The organism is Nicoliella sp. ESL1106 (genome assembly GCF_058509965.1).
Genome location: NZ_CP196341.1, coordinates 345,510 through 368,334, shown reverse-complemented (window position 1 = coordinate 368,334; position 22,825 = coordinate 345,510). Strand labels below are relative to the sequence as shown.

The following is a 22,825-nucleotide window of genomic DNA, read 5'->3' as shown; positions in this document are numbered from 1 at the left end:
CTAAGTTGTTTAATTAATTGTAAAAATAATCCCATAAATTAGATTAGTATGAATTAAAAATTACCTTTTCCACCTTATAACGAAATACATCTTCTGTATTATATAAACGATCTGATGTATCCAGAATAAGAAAATTCAAATGGAATCATCATATTAGCTGAAACATCGCAGCCTTTAACTAATAATTTAATACTGTGTTCTTTTGAATATGATTTTAGCATAGTAAAGAGATCCTTTTAATAATAATCATTCCTGAAAGGCCACAACATAAGTCTGTATTATTATCATATGATCAAAGAAAATTGCGATTTAAAATATTTATATATCAATAAAAAAAGACCTGAAAATAAAATTACAGGTCTTAATTATATCAATTTTGATATCTATTTATGTGGGTAAAACTATGGGATAACTTAAAATTAAATCGAGCAATATGTGGTGTTACTATGTCATGTTACTATGTGATTTGTGTATATTTATTATTCTAATTGTTGTGCTTATACTTGCGCATTAATTCAACCATGTGGACTTCATTTACGATAAATTCATGGGTGCGACAAACGTAGTCATTTTCCCGACCAATTTCAGCAATATAGCCATTGATGTAGTCCACTTCTGTCGGGCGACCCTTGGAGAAGTCTTGATACATAGAAGGATAATGATATTTGAATTGATGACTAGTGGTCGTAACAGAATCAATTTGTTCTTGACGAGTCTCGATCATTTGAATGCCAGCTCGTTCACAGGCATCGAAAGATTCATTAAATAGTTGCGTTGCCATTTCTGGAACCTTCGGATATTCAATAAATTGCCCCATTTGAAGTTCGAACATGGTACAAAGGGTATTCACAACCGCGTTGTAAACAACCTTGGACATACACATGCCCTTCCATTCCTTGGCCATTACAGGGCCTAATTTAGCAGCCTTGAAATCTTCAAATACTTGCTTAGTGGTTTCGTCAGCTGGTTCATTATCGTAAGGTGCCATGTGCATGACTTCCCCGTCAACGGGACCCATGAAATCAACATCTGCAGGAGCATCCATTCGAGTAGCAATCATTGCAGTTCCACAGATGATTTTATCACGATCAAAAAACTTTTCGATTTTTTCAAAATGACCCATTCCGTTCATCGCCGAGAATGCGTATTGATCACGGTGAAAAATTCCTGCTGCATTATCACGTTCTAGTTCTTCTTCTAGCTGCATTTGTTTTTTAAAGATAATCCAAACGTCTGGATGACCAGTGTATTCTTCTGGATAATAAATGTTGATTGGGACAATATGTTGATTTTCATGATCACGGGCAACCTTTACGCCACCTTGTTCACGAACTTTTGTAACGTTTGGTTCCCAAGTATCGATAAAATCAACATCAATTCCTGCGTTTTCTTGCATCATTACTCCGTAACGATAACCCATTGCACCTGCACCAATAAATCCATATTTCATATCATCTATCCCCTTTATTGTATGTATGAACTAAAAAACGCCCTCCAGAAAAATTCTGAAGGACGTTTTAAAACGTGGTACCACCTATCTTCAAGCCATATTGGCTCCTCTTTTCGGATTGTAATAATCCTAATCACTTTAATGGGTGATGACCAGTTCGCCTCGAAAAGCAAACAATGTTTTTGAATCGATCTTTAAGAAATTAGAATTTAATGCCCTCCCATCAAACGGCACTTGCTTAGTAAATCTAATATCCGAATCCATCGAATCAATCAGTTCATTTATTGATTGGTGATAGTATACCTTGAAATAAATGAGGATGTCAACAACTTTTTAATTTATTTCTAATTTAATTTTTAATTACTACTCTAAAAAGCTGATTTAAAAACCTTCACGCATGCATAGTAAAATATGAAGACGATTAACTATTATTAATAATTTATTATAACTAATTTATTTTAATGATTAATTCATGGATGAAAAAAGGAGACAAGCAAAGATTAATTGCTTGTCTCCCTCTGATTATTTAACCTTTAATTTACCATTCTGAATTTCACTAGCACCAAAGATGTTCTTAGTAGCATCCCAAATTCGCTGAGCTACCTCAGGCTTGTTCATCGTATATAAATGAATTCCATCTACCCCTTGAGAAACTAGATCAACAATTTGATCAATTGCATAAGCAATCCCAGCATCCCGTAATGCAATTTTATTATCAGCATAACGGTTCATCATTTTTTTGAACTTTTCTGGAACTGGAACCCCTGAAATTTGGGTAATCCGTTCAATCTGGTTCTTACTGGTACAAGGCATAATCCCTGCTTCAACTGGAACATTAATCCCAGCTAATGCTAATTTTTCTTGAAAATCATAGAAGTGATTATTATCGAAAAATAATTGAGAAATTAGATGATCGCTCCCTGATTCAATTTTTAACTTTAAATGATTGATATCATCAACAAATGAAGTGGCTTCTTGATGGCATTCTGGATAGCACGCACTCGCAATATTGATATTAGGATACTTTTCATGCACATATGAAATTAGATCACTAGCATGGTTAAATACTCCCCGTGGTGATAAACCTGGAATCGCATCACCACGTAAAGCTAAAATGTTATCAACGTTAATTGATTGGAGCCGTTGAATTAGCTGATCGACTTGAGTCTGATCTTGATATAAACCCGGCACATGCGCCATTGCTGGAATATTGAGATGATTTTGGATTAGATTAACTACGGCCACCGTCCCATCGCTTTGGGCAGAACCACCTGCTCCTAAAGTCACTGATATAAAATCAGGATTAACTTCTTTTAAAGCCGTCAAGGTCGGTAATATCGTTTCCACGGAAGAATATTTCTTAGGTGGAAAGACTTCAAGTGAAAACACAGTTTTGTGTTTAAAAAGATCAGCTATGTTCATAAATGCTCCCCCTTACTACTTTGGTTGCTTCAACCATGTTCTTTAAGCTATCAAACGATTCTTGTTCTGAACGCGTCTTTAACCCACAATCTGGGTTGATCCAAATCTTATCAACTGGTAACTTGCTAATAATTTGTTGAATTAAATCTTGGATTTCATCCTCGGATGGAATTCGTGGTGAATGAATATCATAAACCCCAGGTCCCACTTCAGTTTGGAAATTATCATCAACTAATTCGTCGATTAACGTGAAGTCGGCACGGGAAGCTTCGAATGAGATCACATCGGCATCTAGGTTATCGATGGCTCTTAAGATGTCACCAAATTCGCTGTAGCACATATGCGTATGAATTTGGGTACTTTCTTGGACACCACTGTGGACCAATCTAAATGCTGGCACTGCCCAATCAAGGTATTCTTTGTACCAGTCAGACTTACGAAGTGGTAAGTTTTCACGAAGCGCTGGTTCATCAATTTGAATGATCTTGATGTCGTTCTTTTCAAGATCTAGCACTTCATCTCTTAATGCTAGTGAGATTTGTGTAACCGTTTCTTTTCTGGCAATGTCTTCACGTGGGAATGACCAATTAAAGATGGTTACAGGACCAGTTAACATCCCTTTGACCCACTTATCAGTCAGCTTGTTTGCATAAACTGAATCTTCAACGGTAATAGGTGCGTTTCTACTAATGTCTCCCCAGATGATTGGTGGTTTTACTCCACGGGTTCCGTATGATTGAACCCAACCATTTTGGGTAAATACGAATCCATCTAGTTTTTCACCAAAGTATTCAACCATGTCATTTCGTTCGTATTCACCATGGACTAATACATCTAAACCTAAGTCTTCTTGAATTTTAATAATTCGGGCAATTTTATCACGGTTAAATTGATCGTATTGTTCACGAGTGATTTCGTTGTGTCTAAACTTCCGACGGTTGGCACGAACGTCAGCAGTTTGTGGGAAAGATCCAATTGTCGTGGTAGGTAAAATTGGTAACTTAAATTCAGCTTTTTGAACTTTTTCACGTTCACTTCTTTCAGGGAGACGGGTGTAATCTGAGTCACTCAAAGCGTTGATTCGATCGTGAACAGCTGAATTGAATGGATGTTTAACATTCTTGAATAATGATTCATTCTTAGCTAATAGGTTGGCGCCTTCAGCGTCTTTGTTAACGATATGGTCTAAGTCAACTAATTCAGCCAACTTTTCAATGGCAAATGCTAAGTGTTGTTTAACGTCGCCAGTTAATTTATCTTCATTAGCTGCTGAATATGGAACATGCAGTAATGAACATGAAGTGCTTAATACGATTGGTGCATCGGTTTTGATTTGATCTAGTAACGCTAAAGTATGGTCATATTCGTTTCGCCAAATGTTTTTACCATTCACAACCCCTGCAAAGAGGTGCTTTTCAGCTGGAAAACCGTGTTGCTTGATTAATTCGATATTTTGATGACCTTCTAAGAAATCTAACCCAATTCCATAGAATGGCTTGTTAACTACGTCTTCGTAAACATCACGAATGTCACCAAAGTAGCTTTGTAAGATCACATTGACCCCAGAAGCATTAGCTAAAATTGCATCGTATAGTTGATCAAAGATGGCCTTTTCATCTGCATCAACATCAAAGGAGAGTGCTGGTTCGTCAATTTGCAAGAATTTAACGCCTTCACCGTTTAGCTTAGAAAGCAATTCTTGGTAAGCTTCGATCAATGGTTGTACGAATTGACTTGGCTTCGTGCCGTCAAGGAAACGGGATAATTTCAAGAGTGTATAAGGTCCCACGATAACGGCCTTAGGATCAATGCCAAATTCCTTAGCTTCTTTAATTTCATCGAATAACTTATTGCCAATTAACTTAACGTCAGTGTCCTTAGTAAATTCAGGAACGATGTAGTGGTAGTTAGTGTTGAACCATTTCTTCATTGGTAATGCACGAACGGTTTCACCATCTGCTTGGTAACCACGCGCTTGAGCAAAATATTCGTCTAATTCTGAAACGTCTAAGTCACGGTACCGCTTGGAAACGATGTTCAATGAAACCGCCGTGTCCAATAAATTATCAAAAAATGAAAAGTCACCAACGGGAATTAAATCAATTCCGGCATCTTTTTGAGCTTGCCAGTGAGCAACTTTAATTGCATGTGCTTTTGCCAATAATTCTGATTGATCGATTTGGTGCTTCCAGTAATGTTCAGTAGCAAACTTTAGTTCACGATGTTCCCCAATTCTTGGAAATCCGATAATTGTTTTTGTCATATGCTAAAACCCCTTAGATTTGTATTTACATAAATTGATTAAAAACGTGCATAAAAAAACGCCCCTAGACAAACAGCTTTTCTTCTGCTTGTCTAGGGGCGCATTATATGTACGCGGTACCACCCTACTTCAGTTAGTCAAGATTGGACTAACCCTCAATAAGTACACTCAACGATAGCTATACTCAAACATTTTAACGGTTGTTAATCGTAGTCAGCTTATTATCTATAACTCACCGACTATGTGGTTACTCCAAGACCATCTTCACTAGCCGCTTACATACCACTTCTCAACAACGTGGCTTTCTGTGATGCTTACAACTAATTACTCATCTTTTCTCAGTAACTTTTAATAATTTATGTTGAACCTATAATATTCCTTTTATTTTGTTTTGTCAAACTAAAATGCAAAAATAATTAAAAAAATTCTACTAAATGAATTTAGTAGAATTTAAAATGAGTATTAATACTTATGACGATAATAGTAACTTGGCCTGTAATAGTGAGTTCGATCACTGTAGCTATGGCGATAACGATAATGTTGATAAACCTTATGGGCTGCATATGCTCCCGCAAAATAACCTAAGGTAGAACGGTGCCGACGATATTGATGATAGCTACCACTTGATGAATAATCGCTATCGTCATGAAAGGTTGGCGCTCCAGCTGGTGTTGGGACTGTCATCGAATGGTCGATCGTGGAACGCCCAGTTGCATAGTCAAATGAAACCCCTGGTTGAACATTAAACAAGTAAACGTTAAAGTTTAAGGAACCATCAGTCGAAATCGCTTGTAGGTGCACCCCACGAGCCATTAATTCAGAACCCCGAAAGATTGGTTGAACTTGATAAACCACTTTTTGACCCTCTCTTAGGGCTGAACGAACCTGTGATTCATAAATGGTCTGCACCCGTTGATTACTAAATGCCGTTTGCGTAAATAAATTTTTAGGGTTATTTTGATCCCCTGACTGATCATTCGGATTATAGGAACCATCAATCGAAATTCCCTTTGAAAGACTATATGCAATCATATGCCCACGATTAATAATTGCCTCGTTATTAATAAACTTTTGGTGCCATCCAGTAGGATAAACCGTTTGCGTAGTTCTTAATGAATCATTAGCAACATTGCGACTTTCCAAATAGGCAGTATTAGCCGAAGAGGTTCGATTCAAATCATCTAAATTAGCATAACTGATATGATTACTGGTCCAATCGCTTGCCTTTAGGGTACTTTGCCCTCCATTTACGTTTATGTAAGCAGCATCGCCACTATGATAATTCTTAGCTGCTAGTTCAGCAACAATTCCTTTATCATCATTATTCTTAGCCTTCTTTTTAACGTGAACGGCTTTTTTATGGACAGTGGCTTTCTTTTCAGTATTAGAATGACTAGTGGCTGAATTTGATTCACTACTATTTGATGAACTATGTTCAACTTGACTACTTTGTTGACTGCTACTTTGTTGACTGCTACTTTTTTCATCACCATTTGATAAATTACCAATAAAGCCCATTGCCAAAAAGAATGCAAATATAATTCCTATCCATTTCCATTTTTTATGCATTTTTATCACTCCCTTTATTCATATATGATTATTAAATATTTTTTAAGATTATTCAACAAAAAATAGCACCCAAAATAAATTTGAGTACTATTTTTATAATGATTAAATTAAACTGAACTAGAATGAACCATGCATTGCCATGATTTCATCAGGACGAAGCGCGATTAAATAACCAGTTCCATTACTACTAAAGAACATCCCTTCAAATTCACGATCTGATGCAGCATGAATATATTTAATATCTGACTTAGAAAGATTATTTAACTTGCTAGCGGGGGCTGAAACGATACTTCCATCAGAAATAAAGTAAAGCCGATCATTAGCTGGGTTGTAAGCAAAGCCTTGTGGAATTGCTCCAGCAGAATGTCTGATTGCACTCTTCATTAAGTCGAAGTGAACACCCTTAGTGGAAATCGTTCCACGATAAATCTTGTAAGCACCTTGAGGAACACTACCCCCACCACTCTTAACATAAGTATAAGCACGTCCATACTTATCAAAAGTTAAGTTGTTATCAATGGAACTACCATTGGTGGAGAACTTAAATTGAACCTTATTAGTTGGTGTTAATGAGCTTTTACTAATTAATTCGGCAGATGCACTGGTAGCAGAACCACGAGCAATGTTTAGGAACCATAATTGATTAGTCTTTGGGTTATATGATAGGGATTGACCATGACCACCCCTAAAGGTAGGTCCTACTTTAATCGCATCTGCAGAAAAGACGTTGTTTTTTAGCTTGCTAGTATCATAACGAACAATGTAGTCATTAGCATCATTATCGCTTTCACTACGATTTTGATTGTACATTGCATATAAATACTTACCAACTAAAACAGCACTCTGTGGGGAACCTTGACTAGTCATCAAGAACGCAGTGGTAGTAAAACTAACACCAGTAGCACCAGCATTCACAGCAATATGGTTAAGTCTACCCTGATCATTCAATTGATTTTTACCATAACTATACTTTGGTAAGCTTCTTGTTATGTTAGGATTTTGAACTACATTGACTTTTGGAATACTAGTAACAGCAGTCTGCTTTTGATTATATGTAGACATTGCATTTGCAGAAGTAGCACCAATGCTAGAAAATAAGACAACTGCTGCTAAAGCCGTTGCCCATTTTGAAAATTTCATAATTAACAACTCCAGTATTAAATTTTTAACTTAAAAAAAAGTTAAATAATAAACTAATTACATTGTATCATAATCTATTTTTACTTAAAACAATTTTATAAATTCCAATCAAAAAAACCCAATTTCTGAATAATAATCAGAAATTGGGGTTTTTATTTTAACTATATAAAACGAACAAATTTTTTATTACTAGTCAAATATTTACCATGACCAACATAGAACCTAGTTAAACCTTTATATTTAACTACTTTACTTACGTGAATTTTAGTACCAGGACGATAATAAGTGCCCTTTAAATTGAATGCTTTATCAGGGTGTAATCGCGCTCCCTTAGGATTAATTACTTTCACCGTTTTATTATCAGATTGATCATAATCTTGATCTTGATAATAAGCCTTTTTAATAAAATCACGATTTGCAGTAATGTATCCATTATCATGATAAATCGCATTTGTTAAATGATTTTGAACATAATAACGAACTAACCCATTTTCAGAAAGTGAGATGCGTTTAACCTTGAACTCATGAATCTGATTCCGCTTAGCTTTAGCAAACCGTTTGATTCTACTTACCCTGGTAAAAGTAGGTTGTGAATATACATAAAGCGTTTTTTGATTATAAACGTAGATTGGTTTTTTACGTAGTTTCTCATTAAAGGCCTTAATATAACCATTTTTATAACCTATTGACTTACCAGCGAGTGATTCTACCGCAAGTGAATCATGATTAGCGGCAGCTTCACCCTTAGCATAATCAGAACGATAAGTGGAATGCCCTAATGAATAAGCTTTTGCATAATCAAGTTGATAAATTGTAGATAATCCAGCAAAGTCTTGCTTAGCCTTTTTACCACTGGTTCCATCTTTATAGCCGTTATAACCAGCTTGATAAGCATCCTCATTTACCATTTCGGGGTCCTTAGCAAAGCCAATCTTAGCATCAGAAACACCATTTTGATAAAGATCATTGTTATAAACACTAGTAGCTGAATTCAAATTAGATAAGATCGCATTTGATGCTAACACAAGGGTTGCATAATCAGATGCTGCCCGACTAGCTGCTGAACTAGCAGTAGAATTTGCCGAGCTAATCAAACTATTTGCATTGGCAGCGGTACTAGCTGCACTTTGGGCTACCGATGCATTCACACTTGCTAACGCAACGAATTGACTTCCTTGCGTAATATCACCACTCGCAAATGCAGCAGAAGCAGCAACATTGGCGCTGCTAGCGGCTTGATTAGCACTGTTTGCAGTTTGAACGGCATTAGATACAGTTTGAACCGCTGTACTTGCAATTTGTGCTGCTGAGTTAGCTTGACTAAACGCAACTGAAATATCCTGTGATACAGAATTACCATTGATCATTGCTGAACTAACGGCATCTGCATAACTATTTAGTAAACTATTATCAGGATCCTTAGCGATCATGCTAGCAACCTTACTATTATTCAATCCATTTTGTTGAGCATTCGAATTAGCAATACTTGATGTCAAGCTAGTGTTATTAGCATAACTAGACGCAATGTTTGCAATCGAACTTATGGCTAAGCTAGTCATTGCAGCAGATTGATTAGCCTGGCTAGCAATAATTGCATATGATGCCGCATTATTATTTATACTTATATTTTCCTTCGCAGCAGCATTAGCACTACTTGCAATTGAAAGGGCGGAACTTAAAACTGTTGATGCAGAACTCATTATTACTAATGCAGAACTAGCTACTGAATTAGCACTAGCAACGGTTGATTCCGCAATCACTGCATTGCTGGCATATGAACTAGCTAAAATAGCAGCTGATGAAGCAGCGGAATTAAGCTGACTAGCAGATGTAGAATTCCCTAAACTAGCAGCACTCTTGGCAGCGCTAGCGGCACTACTTGCAATTGAAGCTGCAACAGAAGCAGCGGCATTATTAGATGAAACGTTTTGTTCTGCGGAACTAGCAATCACGTTCGCACTTTGCACTTGACTAGCGGCACTACTAGTAACTGAACTTGCTGAACTGGCAGTCGATGCAGCCGAACTAGCAACCGATGCAGCTGAGGAGGCTACTGAGTTCTGTGGGTTATTAGATGCATTAACACTCGCTTGACTTGCAACTGCCGAAGCTTGCGTAGCGTTACTCTGAACCGCATTACTAATTGGCAGTGCTTGACTCGCAATGCTACTAGTGGCACTACTGTTAATTACGGCACCGCTATTCGCCCCACTAGCAATACTGGTTGCTGAATTAGCATTACTTTGGTAACTATTTGCTTGTGATACTGCGGAAATAGCAACAGAAGCAGCTGAATTAGCGGTACTAGTTGCACTACTGATTGCATTAGCAGCACTGTTAGCAGATGATAAGGCACTATTTATAGCACTTGCCACCGAGTTCACGATACTATTTGCTGAAGATGCAACACTCGATGCTGATTGAACAACACTAGCTGCTGAATTAGCAGCACTAGTTGCACTATTTGCCTGCGAAGTCGCACTATTAGCAACGCTGGTATCACCTGCAGCAGCAGCACTAGATGCAATTGAAGCGTAGCTAGATGCTTGTGCGGCATTGCTGGAAACAATACTATTGGCTGAACTTGCAATTGTATTAGCATCACTAGCAACACTTTTTGCAGCTTGAGCAGTCGAATTTGACTGATCAGCCTGCGAACTCAAGGAGTTAATCGTCGACTGAGCTGCATTAGCAACTGAGTTAGCACTACTAATGACAGCATTAGTAGTATTAGAACTAGTGATGCTATTAACTGCACTCGTGTTTGTACTTGCTTGACTAGCAACACTTGACATTGTTGAATTATTATTGCTTACGCTTGAAGCTACCTTACTAGTGATACTGTTTGTTGAACTAACAGTTGAAGCAACTGAGTTAGCGCTAGAAGCAATGCTATTAGCACTACTTGCATCTTTATTAGCGGTAGAAGAGGTCCCATCTTGAGCAACACTAGCTGACAATGCAGCAGATTCTGCATTAGAAAGAACTACATTTGCACTTTGAGCGGCAATCACGTCATTTGATGCTCTAACAGAAGCAGAAGATACAGTAATATTGGCACTAGAAGTTACCATTACTGCACTACTTGCAATGGCCATCAATGAATTGATTGAATCCGCGATTGAAGTAGCTGCTGAGTTCAAGCTATCTGCAGTACTTGAGTTCCCTAAAGCTGCATTTTGACTTGCTGAGTTCGCATAACTAGATATGATCAAACCAAGCGATTGAACTTCAGTATTAGCTGAACTGGCAATCATGGTATTTTGGTTCGCAATCACACTAGCAGATTGAGCTTGTTGGTTGGCAATTACAGCATCCGCAGCAGCAGAACTAACTATCGTTGCAGCAGATGAAGCAATTGAGTATGCAGATTTAACAATTGCATTACTTGGATGAGTAGATAATACCGATGTAACAGAGCTTAACATTGCAGAAGCTGAACCACTGTTTGAAGTTGCTAAACGATTAGAATCACTAGTTTGGCTAGCCGTAATTACTGCTTGACTACTTGTTTGTTGAGCTTGTTCAAGACCTGAACTAACGCGAGCAGTTGCGCTGCTATTCGATTGAACGATTGATGTTGCACTAGCAATTTCGGCATCTTCAACCTTTGCAGCTAAACTGGCAATGGTGAACTGATCAGTAGTAACTGAATTAGCAGATGATACATAATTAGCAGCATTATTAGCAGCAACATTGGCTGAACTAATCAAATTATTATAACTATCAACTGCACTAGCTGCTAAGCTAGCATTGCGAGCATATGAGTTAGCAGTACTATTGCTAATAATCGCCTCAGAATTCAATGAGTCAGCAGTGGATTGAGAACCCAATTGAGCTGATACGATTGCAGCACTAGCAGCACTACTTGCCTGTTGAGCATTAAATTGAGCCAAGGAAGCATTTTGGCTTACTTGAACTACACTTGAAGCGGCATTATTAGCTAGTGATTGGGCAATCGAATTAGCACTAGCAACCACATCATTTTCAAAAGTAGCAGTGCTAATTGCAGCAGCAACGCTTTTAGCTGCATTAATGATCACCGCATTACTGGTGTGAGCAGCTAACAACGAATTAACTGAACTGGAATTAACAATCGCATGGTTACTATTAACCGATGCAACGCTGGCAATGTTGCTAATATTTGTAACTAAGCTTAATCCATTAGCATTAGCCGAACTTGCAGCTGAGCTTGAAGCCGCAACACTCACTTGCATTTGCTGTGCTGAAGCAATTACTGAATTTGCATCATTAATTTCAGTATCTTGTATTTGAGCAGCAGACCGTGCTGAACTAACCGCATTCGACGCAACGCTAACAGCATTATTGGCAGATTGTGCCACACTATTGAGTTGGTTATTAGCAGAAATAATACTATCTTTGATAGTGTCAACAATAGCGACATATGAACTAGCTGCACTAAAATCATCACTAGCCATTTGCGAAGCATGCTGTGCCTGTGAAATTAGTGAATCAGCAACTGAACTATCCCCTATTTGTGCAGCACTGGCAGCGCTGACAACGTTTTGGGCTGCTAATGAAGCATTTGCAAGGGCATTTGCATTCGCTAAACTAGCTTGACTAGCTGCACTTTGAGCAGTGGCACTAGCAGATTGAACTTGTTGAGCAATCACAGAAGCAACTGAGCTAGCATCATTAGCAGTACTCATCGCCATATGAGCATCACTAGCAGCCTTAATCACTGCGGCATTACTTGCATATGATGAAAGCAATGAATTAACAGCCACATTAGCAGAAGCAATTGAATTACTATCATTATCGATGATGATTGCATTTGAACTAAGTGAAGAAACCGCTGAGCTTATTTGTCCATTTTCACTACTCAAAGCTGATTGATTAGCAACGATTGAACTCTGAACCACTGAATTAGCACTGCTGATTTGATTAGCACTGGCCAATTCTTGATCTTGCTTAGTTGCAGCTTGACTAGCGGATTGAGCAGCACTAGTAGCATCATTATTAGCTTTGTTAATTAGCTTCAAATTATCAGCAATGTGCCCATTAGCACTAGTTACTATTGAATTCATTGATGAAATGGCCGATAGATATGAACTTAACGATTGCGCATTTGAACTAGCAAGACTGGCCTGACTAGCCGCAACACTGTTCAGAGAGTCTGCTAGTGAAACTTGGCCTAATTGGGCAGCACTATTCGCTTTATCAGCATTGGTAGTTGCTAAAGAATTATTGTAACTAACCGCATCCGCAGTGGAACTAGCTTGGCTAGCAAAAGCAACTGCAACTGAATTAGCAGATTGGGCAGTTGAATTAGTGTTTGCAATGTCCTCAGTTAATGATTTAGCAACTGAAAAGGCACTACTATTCGTAGCACTGGCTCCAATGATGACCGCATTGCTAGAATGACTAGCTAATATTGAATCAACAGCCGCAGATGAGTTTTGAATTGCGTCCTCCATGCTGATAGCTTGGGAATTCATTTGAGCATTATTGGCTGCAATTGAATTAGCCTGTGCATTATTAGAACTAGCTAGTGATTCTAGGCTATCTGCACTAGTCTGAGTTTTTTGTACTAATGAATTGGTTGCATTAGCAGAATTGGTTTCTGCATCTTGGACCTTAGCTGCAGACTGCGCCACCATCAACGCAGTTGATGCACTATCTTTCGCAGCATTTGCAGATTGAACTGCAGTGGTAATTTGGGCATTAACGGATGCAATACTATCAGAAATGCTTGCAACTACACTAGCATAACTGTTGGCCTCACTAAGCTCAGTACTAGTTTGACTAGCATTACTTTGTGCTTGGGCAATTAATGAATCAGCAGCTGAACTGTCACCCACTTGGGCTGCACTAGCTGCACTGGCTACATTTTGAGCCACCAACGAAGCACTTGCTGAAGCTGCTGCATTAGCTAGGCTAGCTTGATTAGCAATACTTTGCGCTACACTGTTTGCAGATTGCACCTTTTGATTAGCAATTGATGCGACACTATTAGCCACACTTGCACTGTTAAAGGCATCTTGAGCAGCACTTGCAGCACTGATTACGTTAGCATTGCTTTCATAACTAGAAAGGATCGAACTCACAGTGGAGTTGGCTGCAGCAACCGAACTAAGATTACCATCAACAACGCTGCCATTAGAAGCCGCTGTTATTGCATTGGAGTTAGCTTGCGAGCTACTAATACTTAATCCTGATTGATTAGCAACGATTGAACTCTGAACCACTGAATTAGCACTGCTGATTTGATTAGCACTGGCCAGTTCTTGATCTTGCTTAGTAGCTGCTTGACTAGCGGATTGAGCAGCACTAGCAGCATCATTATTAGCTTTATTGATCAACTTCAAATTATCAGCAATGTGCCCATTAGCACTAGTTAATATTGCGTTCATTGATGAAATGGCCGATAGATATGAGCTTAACGATTGCGCATTTGAACTAGCAACACTGGCCTGACTAGCTGCAACACTGTTCAGAGAGTCTGCTAGTGAAACTTGGCCTAATTGGGCAGCACTATTTGCTTTATCAGCATTTTCAGACGCTAAGGAATTATTGTAACTAACCACATCCGCAGTGGAACTAGCTTGGATAGCAAAAGCAACGGCAGCTGAATTAGCAGATTGAGCAGTGGAATTAGTGTTTGTAACGTCCTCAGTTAATGATTTAGCAACTGAAAAGGCACTACTATTCGTAGAACTTGCTCCAATGATGACCGCATTGCTAGAATGACTAGCTAATATTGAATCAACAGCCGCAGATGAGTTTTGAATTGCGTTCTCCATGCTGATAGCTTGGGAATTCATTTGGGCATTATTGGCTGCAATTGAATTAGCCTGTGCATTATTAGAACTAGTTAGTGATTCTAGGCTATCTGCACTAGTCTGAGTTTTTTGTACTAATGAATTGGTTGCATTAGCAGAATTGGTTTCTGCATCTTGGACCTTAGCTGCAGACTGCGCCACCATCAACGCAGTTGATGCACTATCTTTCGCAGCATTTGCAGATTGAACTGCAGTGGTAATTTGGGCATTAACGGATGCAATACTATCAGAAATGCTTGCAACTACACTAGCATAACTGTTGGCCTCACTAAGCTCAGTACTAGTTTGACTAGCATTACTTTGTGCTTGGGCAATTAATGAATCAGCAGCTGAACTGTCACCCACTTGGGCTGCACTAGCTGCACTGGCTACATTTTGAGCCACCAACGAAGCACTTGCTGAAGCTGCTGCATTAGCTAGGCTAGCTTGATTAGCAATACTTTGCGCTACACTGTTTGCAGATTGCACCTTTTGATTAGCAATTGATGCGACACTATTAGCCACACTTGCACTGTTAAAGGCATCTTGAGCAGCACTTGCAGCACTGATCACGTTAGCATTGATTTCATAACTAGAAAGGATCGAACTAACAGTGGAGTTGGCTGCAGCAACAGAACTAAGATTACCATCAACAACGCTAACATTAGAAGCTGCTGCTATTGCATTGGAGTTAGCTTGCGAGCTACTAATACTTAATCCTGATTGATTAGCAACGATTGAATTATGAACCACTGAATTAGAACTACTAATTTGATTAGCACTGGCCAATTCTTGATCTTGCTTAGTTGCAGCTTGACTAGCGGATTGAGCAGCACTAGTAGCATCATTATTAGCTTTGTTAATTAGATTCAAATTATCAGCAATGTGCCCATTAGCACTAGTTACTATTGAATTCATTGATGAAATAGCAGATAAATATGAACTTAACGATTGCGCATTTGAACTAGCAAGGCTGGCCTGACTAGCCGCAATACTGTTCAGAGAGTCTGCTAGTGAAACTTGGCCTAATTGGGCAGCGCTATTTGCTTTATCAGCATTGGTAGTTGCTAAAGAATTATTGTAACTAACCGCATCCGCAGTGGAACTAGCTTGGCTAGCAAAAGCAACTGCAGCTGAATTAGCAGATTGAGCAGTTGAATTAGTGTTTGCAATGTCCTCAGTTAATGATTTAGCAACTGAAAAGGCACTACTATTCGTAGCACTGTCACCAATGATGACCGCATTGCTAGAATGACTAGCTAGTATTGAATCTACAGCCGCAGATGAGTTTTGAATTGCGTTCTCCATGCTGATAGCTTGGGAATTCATTTGGGCATTATTGGCTGCAATTGAATTAGCCTGTGCATTATTAGAACTAGTTAGTGATTCTAGGCTATCTGCACTAGTCTGGGTTTTTTGTACTAATGAATTGGTTGCATTAGCAGAATTGGTTTCTGCATCTTGGACCTTAGCTGCAGATTGCGCAACCATCAACGCAGTTGATGCACTATCTTTCGCAGCATTTGCCGATTGAACTACAGTGGTAATTTGAGCATTAACGGATGCAATGCTATCAGAAATACTTGCAACTACACTAGCGTAGCTGCTGGCTGCACTAAGCTCAGTACTAGTTTGACTAGCATTACTTTGTGCTTGAGCAATTAATGAATCCGCAGCTGAACTGTCACCCACTTGGGCTGCACTAGCTGCACTGACTACATTTTGAGCCACTAATGAAGCACTCGCTGAAGCTGCTGCATTAGCTAAGCTAGCTTGATTAGCAACACTTTGCGCTACACTATTTGCAGATTGTACTTTTTGATTAGCAATCGATGCTACGTTGTTAGCTACACTTGCACTGTTAAAGGCATCTTGAGCAGCACTTGCAGCACTGATCACGTTAGCATTGCTTTCATAACTAGAAAGAATTGAACTAACAGTGGAGTTGGCTGCAGCAACAGAACTAAGGTTACCATCAACAACGCTGGCATTAGAAGCCGCTGCTATTGCATTGAAGTTAGCTTGCGAGCTATTGCTGCTTAATCCTGATTGATTAGCAACGATTGAACTCTGAACCACTGAATTAGCACTGCTGATTTGATCAACACTGGCTAATTCTTGATCTTGCTTAGTTGCTGCTTGACTAGCGGATTGAGCAGCGCTAGCAGCATCATTATTAGCTTTGTTGATCAGCTTCAAATTATCAGCAATGTGCCCATTAGCACTAGTTACTATTGAATTCATTGATGAAATAGCAGATAAATATGAACTTAACGATTGAGCATTTGAACTAGCAAGACTGGCCTGACTAGCTGCAACACTGTTCAGAGAGTCTGCCAGTGAAACTTGGCCTAATTGGGCAGCACTATTTGCTTTATCAGCATTGGTAGTTGCTAAAGAATTATTGTAACTAACCGCATCCGCAGTGGAACTAGCTTGGCTAGCAAAAGCAACGGCAGCTGAATTAGCGGATTGAGCAGTAGAATTAGTGTTTATGATGTCCTCAGTTAAGGATTTAGCAACTGAGAAGGCACTACTATTCGTAGCACTGTCACCAATGATGACCGCATTGCTAGAATGACTCGCTAATATTGAATCAACAGCCGCAGATGAATTTTGAATTGCGTTCTCCATGCTGATAGCTTGGGAATTCATTTGGGCATTATTGGCTGCAATTGAATTAGCCTGTGCATTATTAGAACTAGCTAGTGATTCTAGGCTATCTGCACTAGTCTGGGTTTTTTGTACTAATGAATTGGTTGCATTAGCAGAATTGGTTTCTGCATCTTGGACCTTAGCTGCAGATTGCGCAACCATCAACGCAGTTGATGCACTATCTTTCGCAGCATTTGCCGATTGAACTGCAGTGGTAATTTGAGCATTAACGGATGCAATGCTATCAGAAATACTTGCAACTACACTAGCGTAGCTGCTGGCTGCACTAAGCTCAGTACTAGTTTGACTAGCATTACTTTGTGCTTGAGCAATTAATGAATCCGCAGCTGAACTGTCACCCACTTGGGCTGCACTAGCTGCACTGGCTACATTTTGAGCCACCAACGAAGCACTTGCTGAAGCTGCTGCATTAGCTAAGCTAGCTTGATTAGCAACACTTTGCGCTACACTATTTGCAGATTGCACCTTTTGATTAGCAATCGATGCTACGTTGTTAGCTACACTTGCACTGTTAAAGGCATCTTGAGCAGCACTTGCAGCACTGATCACGTTAGCATTGCTTTCATAACTAGAAAGAATTGAACTAACAGTGGAGTTGGCTGCAGCAACCGAACTAAGGTTACCATCAACAACGCTGGCATTAGAGTCCGCTGATATTGCATTGGAGTTAGCTTGCGAGCTATTGCTACTTAATCTTGATTGATTAGCAACGATTGAATTTTGAACCACTGAATTAGCACTGCTGATTTGACTAGCACTGGCCAGTTCTTGATCTTGCTTAGTTGCTGCTTGACTAGCGGATTGAGCAGCACTAGCAACATCCGTACTAACATTATTGATATCATTCAAGATATCTATAATATGACCGTTAGCAGACTTGACCAAGTTATTCATTGAATCAGCAGTCGTTGCATATGAGCTCAATGTCACTGCATCTAAACTGGCGACACTCGCTTGACTAGCAGCGGTACTATTTAGTGAGTCTGCTAGTGAGGCGTTTCCTAACTTAGCAGCACTAGCAGCCTTAATAGCATTCTCAGCTGCTAAGGAGTTATTGGAACTCACAGCAACTGCAGCTGAACTAGCCTGACTAGCAGTAATGATCGCAACTGAATTAGCAGATTGAGCTTGCATATTAGTATTAGAAATATCATTTGCTGCGGATTTAGCTACAGAATATGCACTGCTGATTGTTGCGCTATTAGTAATGATCACAGCATTGCTTTCGTGATTAGCCATTAATGAATTAACTGTATTTGATGCAGCCAAAATTGAATCATTCATACTGATTGCTTGATCACTCATTTGGTTATTAAAAACAGCAACTGAATTTGTTTGAGAAGTGGTTGAACTAAGCGTTGATTGGTCTCCGTTAGCAATTGCTTGGCCACTTTCTGCAGCACTAGTAACTGAATTAGCAGAAGCAATTTCCGTATCTTGAAGATGGGCTGCTGATTGAGCAGCTAAAAGTGCACTGGAAGCAGCTACACTAGCAGCACTTGCAGATTTTAATGCATCACTAACTCGACTATTTTCAGCACTAATACTGTTATTCATTTCAGTAATAATTCCTGAATATGAATTAGCGACACTTAATTCATTGCTAGCTTGATCAGCTACACTCTTAGCTTGATCAATCAATGAATCAGCAGCTGAACTATCACCAACTTGCGCTGAACTAGCAGCAAGTGCAACTAAACTATCGACAAGCGATGCATTCGTTGAAGCTGATGTATTAGCTGCATGAGCCATATTAGCTACGCTTTGGGCAATTGAATTATCACTTTGTGCTTGTTGATTAGCACTTGATATTGTAGCCACAACCGAACTAGCAGCACTCAATGCTGCTTCAGCAGAATTATTAGCGTTAATAACGACTCCGTTACTTGCATATGAGGCAAGAATAGAACCTGTTAAACTAGCAGCATTAACTACAGATTGTAAATAACCACTAGCAGTATTAACTGAGTTGCTAGTCACTGAGGCTTGACTACTTGCTTGTGAACCAGATGCAATAACAGCAGATTGGTTTACACTAATCGAACTCTGGGTATTGGCATTTGAACTGTGAATTGCATTCAAACTACTCAACTCGAGATCTTGTTTATCAGCAGCCTGAGATGCTGATTGGGTCGCATTGTTAGCAACATCGCTAGCTTTATTCATTAAATTAAGCGTGGTAACAATATTGCTGTTAGCAGAGTCAATAATGCCGTTCATTGATTTTACAACTGCTGAATACTCACTTAACAATTGAGCAGCTGAACTAGCTGAGCTAGCTTGTCCTAAAGCAACACTATTAAGTGAATCAGCTAATGATACCTGACCTAATTGGGCAGCACTAATTGCACTAGCTGCATTTTGGGATGCTAAAGCATTATTAGAACTAACTGTTGCAGCAGTAGCAGTTGCTTGACTATTAGCAATAACTGCATTGGAGTTTGCAGATTGAGCAATTGAATTAGCATTCGATATATCAACATAGGCTGAACTAGCAAATGAGAAAGCACTACTATTAGTATCGTTATTAGCAATAATTACAGCATTCATGGAATGCCCAGCTAGCATTGATGCAACGGCCGTTGAAGCAGTTGCGATTGCAGCCCGTACACTTTCGGCTTGTCCATTCAAGCCATTATTAACTCTGGCAACTGAGTTAGCTAATGAATTAGCCGATTGAATCAAAGCATCACTACTATTTACGTTCGTTTCAACACTTTGCGCAGCACTAGTAGTTGCATTAGCAGATGATATTTCATTGTCTTGAACAACTGCTGCAGATTGAGCACTTGAAACGGCAACGGAGGCAGAAACATTTGCATCGTTAGCAGAACCAATGAACTGAGCAATGTGACTATTAGCGCTTGTGATGCTATTATTCATCGTCGTCACAATATCTGAATACGAACTAGCAGCGCTTACATTTGCACTAGCTTGAGCATAAGCACTTTGGGCTTGGGCAATCAGCGAATCAGCAGCACTACTATTCCCGATCTGAGCTGCATTAGCAGCACTAGATGCAGCCTTAGCAGCAGCGGAAACACCAGCAGAAGCAGCTGCATTAGCAGCACTAGCCTGACTAGCAGCCACTTGAGCTGCTGAGCTAGCAGTTTGTGCATCCTGTGCAACGCTTGCCGCTACCGAATTAATGGAACCCACGGTCGAAAGAGCTGCATTAGCGGCGCTATCAGCATTAATGATGATTCCATTATTTGAATACGATGAAAGAATTGCATTAGCAATGCTAACCGATGTAGTCACAGACTGTAAAGCTCCACTAATAGCAGCTGCATTTGATGCTACATTGATAGATTGGACATTAGTTTGTGAACTAAGCGCATTCAACGATGATTTGATTGAAGCAAGTGAATTTTGGAGAGCTGCATTAGAAGAATTAATTGAACTAACACTATTCAACTCATTATCTTGAGTAGTTGCAGCTTGGCTAGCAGCTGCTGCAGCTTTAGAAGATACATAACTAGCTTCATCAATCGCCTTCAAGGTATTAGTAATATTGTTATTAGCAGATGTCACGATTCCATTCAAAGAATTAACAACTGATGAGTAGCTACTTAATGACTGTGCATACGAACTAGCAACTTGTGCCTGCGTTGCTGCAACACTATTAAATGAATCAGCTAATGAAGATTCGCCCAATTGAGCAGCGCTTCTTGCTAATGATGCATTATCAACTGCTAAACTAGCATTTGAATTCAAGACAATCATAGCTGAGCTAGCCTGATTGGCCGCATCGATCGCGCTTGAATTAGCAGATTGTGCGAGTGCATTCGCATTTGAAATATCAAGGTATGCTGAACTAGCAATTGAGAATGCATCCTCAATCACCTTATTATTACCATTAATCACTGCGTTACTTTGATGTTTATTTGATAGTGAAGCCACTGCTTCAGAGTCACTTGCAATTATGCTAGTCATGCTATTGGCGTCATTATTCAATTCATTGTTGTTAGCAGCAAGTGAATTCGATTCTGAGCTGTTAGCGATTGTTGATTGGCTAAATCCAGAACCATCTGAAGTAGCATTATTAGCAGTAGCAGTAGTTGATTGAGCACTTTGTTCCTCTGTATCTTGCTTACCTGCCGCAATAACTGCATCATTAGTTGCATTAGAAGCTAGTGAATTAGCAGCATTAATAATTGCAAAATCTGAATCAATATTAGAACTAACCGTTGCTAGTGAGGCATTCAAGTCCGCCACAGCCGCACTATATCCAGAAGCTGAACTGGCTTGAGCAATAGCTAAACTAACGCTCACTGATGCATTTGAATTATAGGAATTAGCAAGACTGGTTTGTCCCAGATAAGCAGCACTAATTGCATTAGAAGCAGCAATTGATGCCACCGTGTAATTAGATTGAGCAGCTGATTTTGCAACGCTTGCTAGCGATGTGTTTCTACTTGCATTTGAAGATAGCGTATAAATTTGAACACTGTTAATAGTTGCATCATTAAATGCAGAATGAGCACTGGTAGCAGCATTTTCAATCACTGCGGTTGCTGAAATAATAGTATTATTACTTGCCCGACTTGCTAGTAATGAGTTGACAGTGTTGTTATTAGAAGTGATTTGTTGATTCAAACTATTTGCAAGGTTCGTTCGATCAACAATTGAATTGGCATTGGAGCTCACCTGAGTGTTAGTGGCAATTGCAGAGCTATTTGCCGTGTCTGCCGTACTAGCAGCAAGACTAGCAGCCGTATTCAAACTATTTGCTAATGCCGTTTGACTATCTTGAATCGAAGTAGCGTATTGAGCATTCGCATAAGCACTATTCGCAAGTGAACTAGCACTTGCCGCTTTACTATTTGCTAGTGAGACTCGATCATTAGCAGAAGAAACTAACTTAGCTGCATCTACTACATTTTTAGCATACGAACTAGCATTTGAAGCATTTAAGCTAGCTAGACTAGCGTTAGATGGTGCAACCGCATTATATGAATCTGCGATGGCAGAATTACCTAATTTAGCCGCACTTACTGCATTTGAAGCAGCAACTGATGCATTTTGAGCTGTTATTTGAGCAATCGAATTCATATCCGAACTCAAATTGATGTTGGATTGAACCACGGCGCTTGCCGATTGAGCTTGTGAATTTGCAAATGATGCATCAGAAGATGCTGCATTCGCATCCAATCGTGCTTGACTAGCTACGGAAGAGGCAGCCAACACGGAACTATTATTTGGATGACTAATAAGAAGCCCATCAATAGCGTCATTGTCTCCACTCGCATTAGCTTGGTTAGCATTGGCTTGCGTATTAAGTGAATTAGCGTTACTAGCATTATTATTAGCATTACTAGTAATCGTAACGGCAGAATCATAGCTAACTTGAGCATTACTGCTTGCTTTTTCCGCCACTCCTGATTGGACATTAGCAAAACTAATTTCAGCATTTTCACTATCAGCAGCAGCTTTGGCAATATCTCTTTGTAAATTAGTATTTGATACGATTGTAGCTAAACTGTTCTGTTCATTATTAACCGTTTGACTGAGGGCGACAAT

Annotated in this window: 5 protein-coding genes, 1 pseudogene and 1 other annotated feature (1 of these 7 running past the window's edge); all 6 genes and pseudogenes read right to left on the bottom strand. The window is 39.3% G+C overall.

Annotated elements, in window-relative coordinates; genetic code table 11:
- Window positions 1-484 precede the first annotated feature (484 nt).
- On the bottom strand, window positions 485-1,450 hold the full coding sequence (locus ACSVI6_RS08380) for a ketopantoate reductase family protein (RefSeq protein WP_491717316.1): 966 nt from the start codon (window positions 1,448-1,450) through the stop codon (window positions 485-487).
- Between the two features lie 522 nt (window positions 1,451-1,972).
- A complete protein-coding gene (gene metF, locus ACSVI6_RS08375) occupies window positions 1,973-2,872 on the bottom strand; it encodes a methylenetetrahydrofolate reductase [NAD(P)H] (protein WP_491717315.1) in 900 nt (299 codons plus the stop codon).
- Window positions 2,859-5,135, bottom strand: a complete 2,277-nt coding sequence (gene metE / locus ACSVI6_RS08370) for a 5-methyltetrahydropteroyltriglutamate--homocysteine S-methyltransferase (protein ID WP_491721109.1) — start codon at window positions 5,133-5,135, stop codon at window positions 2,859-2,861. The genes metF and metE overlap by 14 nt, the downstream gene beginning before the upstream one ends.
- A 91-nt stretch (window positions 5,136-5,226) precedes the next feature.
- Window positions 5,227-5,484, bottom strand: a binding site (T-box leader).
- A gap of 320 nt (window positions 5,485-5,804) precedes the next feature.
- Window positions 5,805-6,704: pseudogene (locus tag ACSVI6_RS08365) on the bottom strand (DNA/RNA non-specific endonuclease); the annotation flags it as partial.
- 117 nt (window positions 6,705-6,821) lie between these two features.
- Complete coding sequence (locus ACSVI6_RS08360) at window positions 6,822-7,844, bottom strand: hypothetical protein (RefSeq protein WP_491717313.1); 1,023 nt, start codon at window positions 7,842-7,844, stop codon at window positions 6,822-6,824.
- A gap of 161 nt (window positions 7,845-8,005) precedes the next feature.
- On the bottom strand, window positions 8,006-22,825 hold the 3' portion of the coding sequence (locus ACSVI6_RS08355; protein ID WP_491721108.1) for a DUF5776 domain-containing protein. The gene runs 23,745 nt beyond the window's last position; the window shows 14,820 of its 38,565 coding nt (coding positions 23,746-38,565); its start codon lies off the right edge, out of view — the gene reads right to left on this strand; it ends in the stop codon at window positions 8,006-8,008.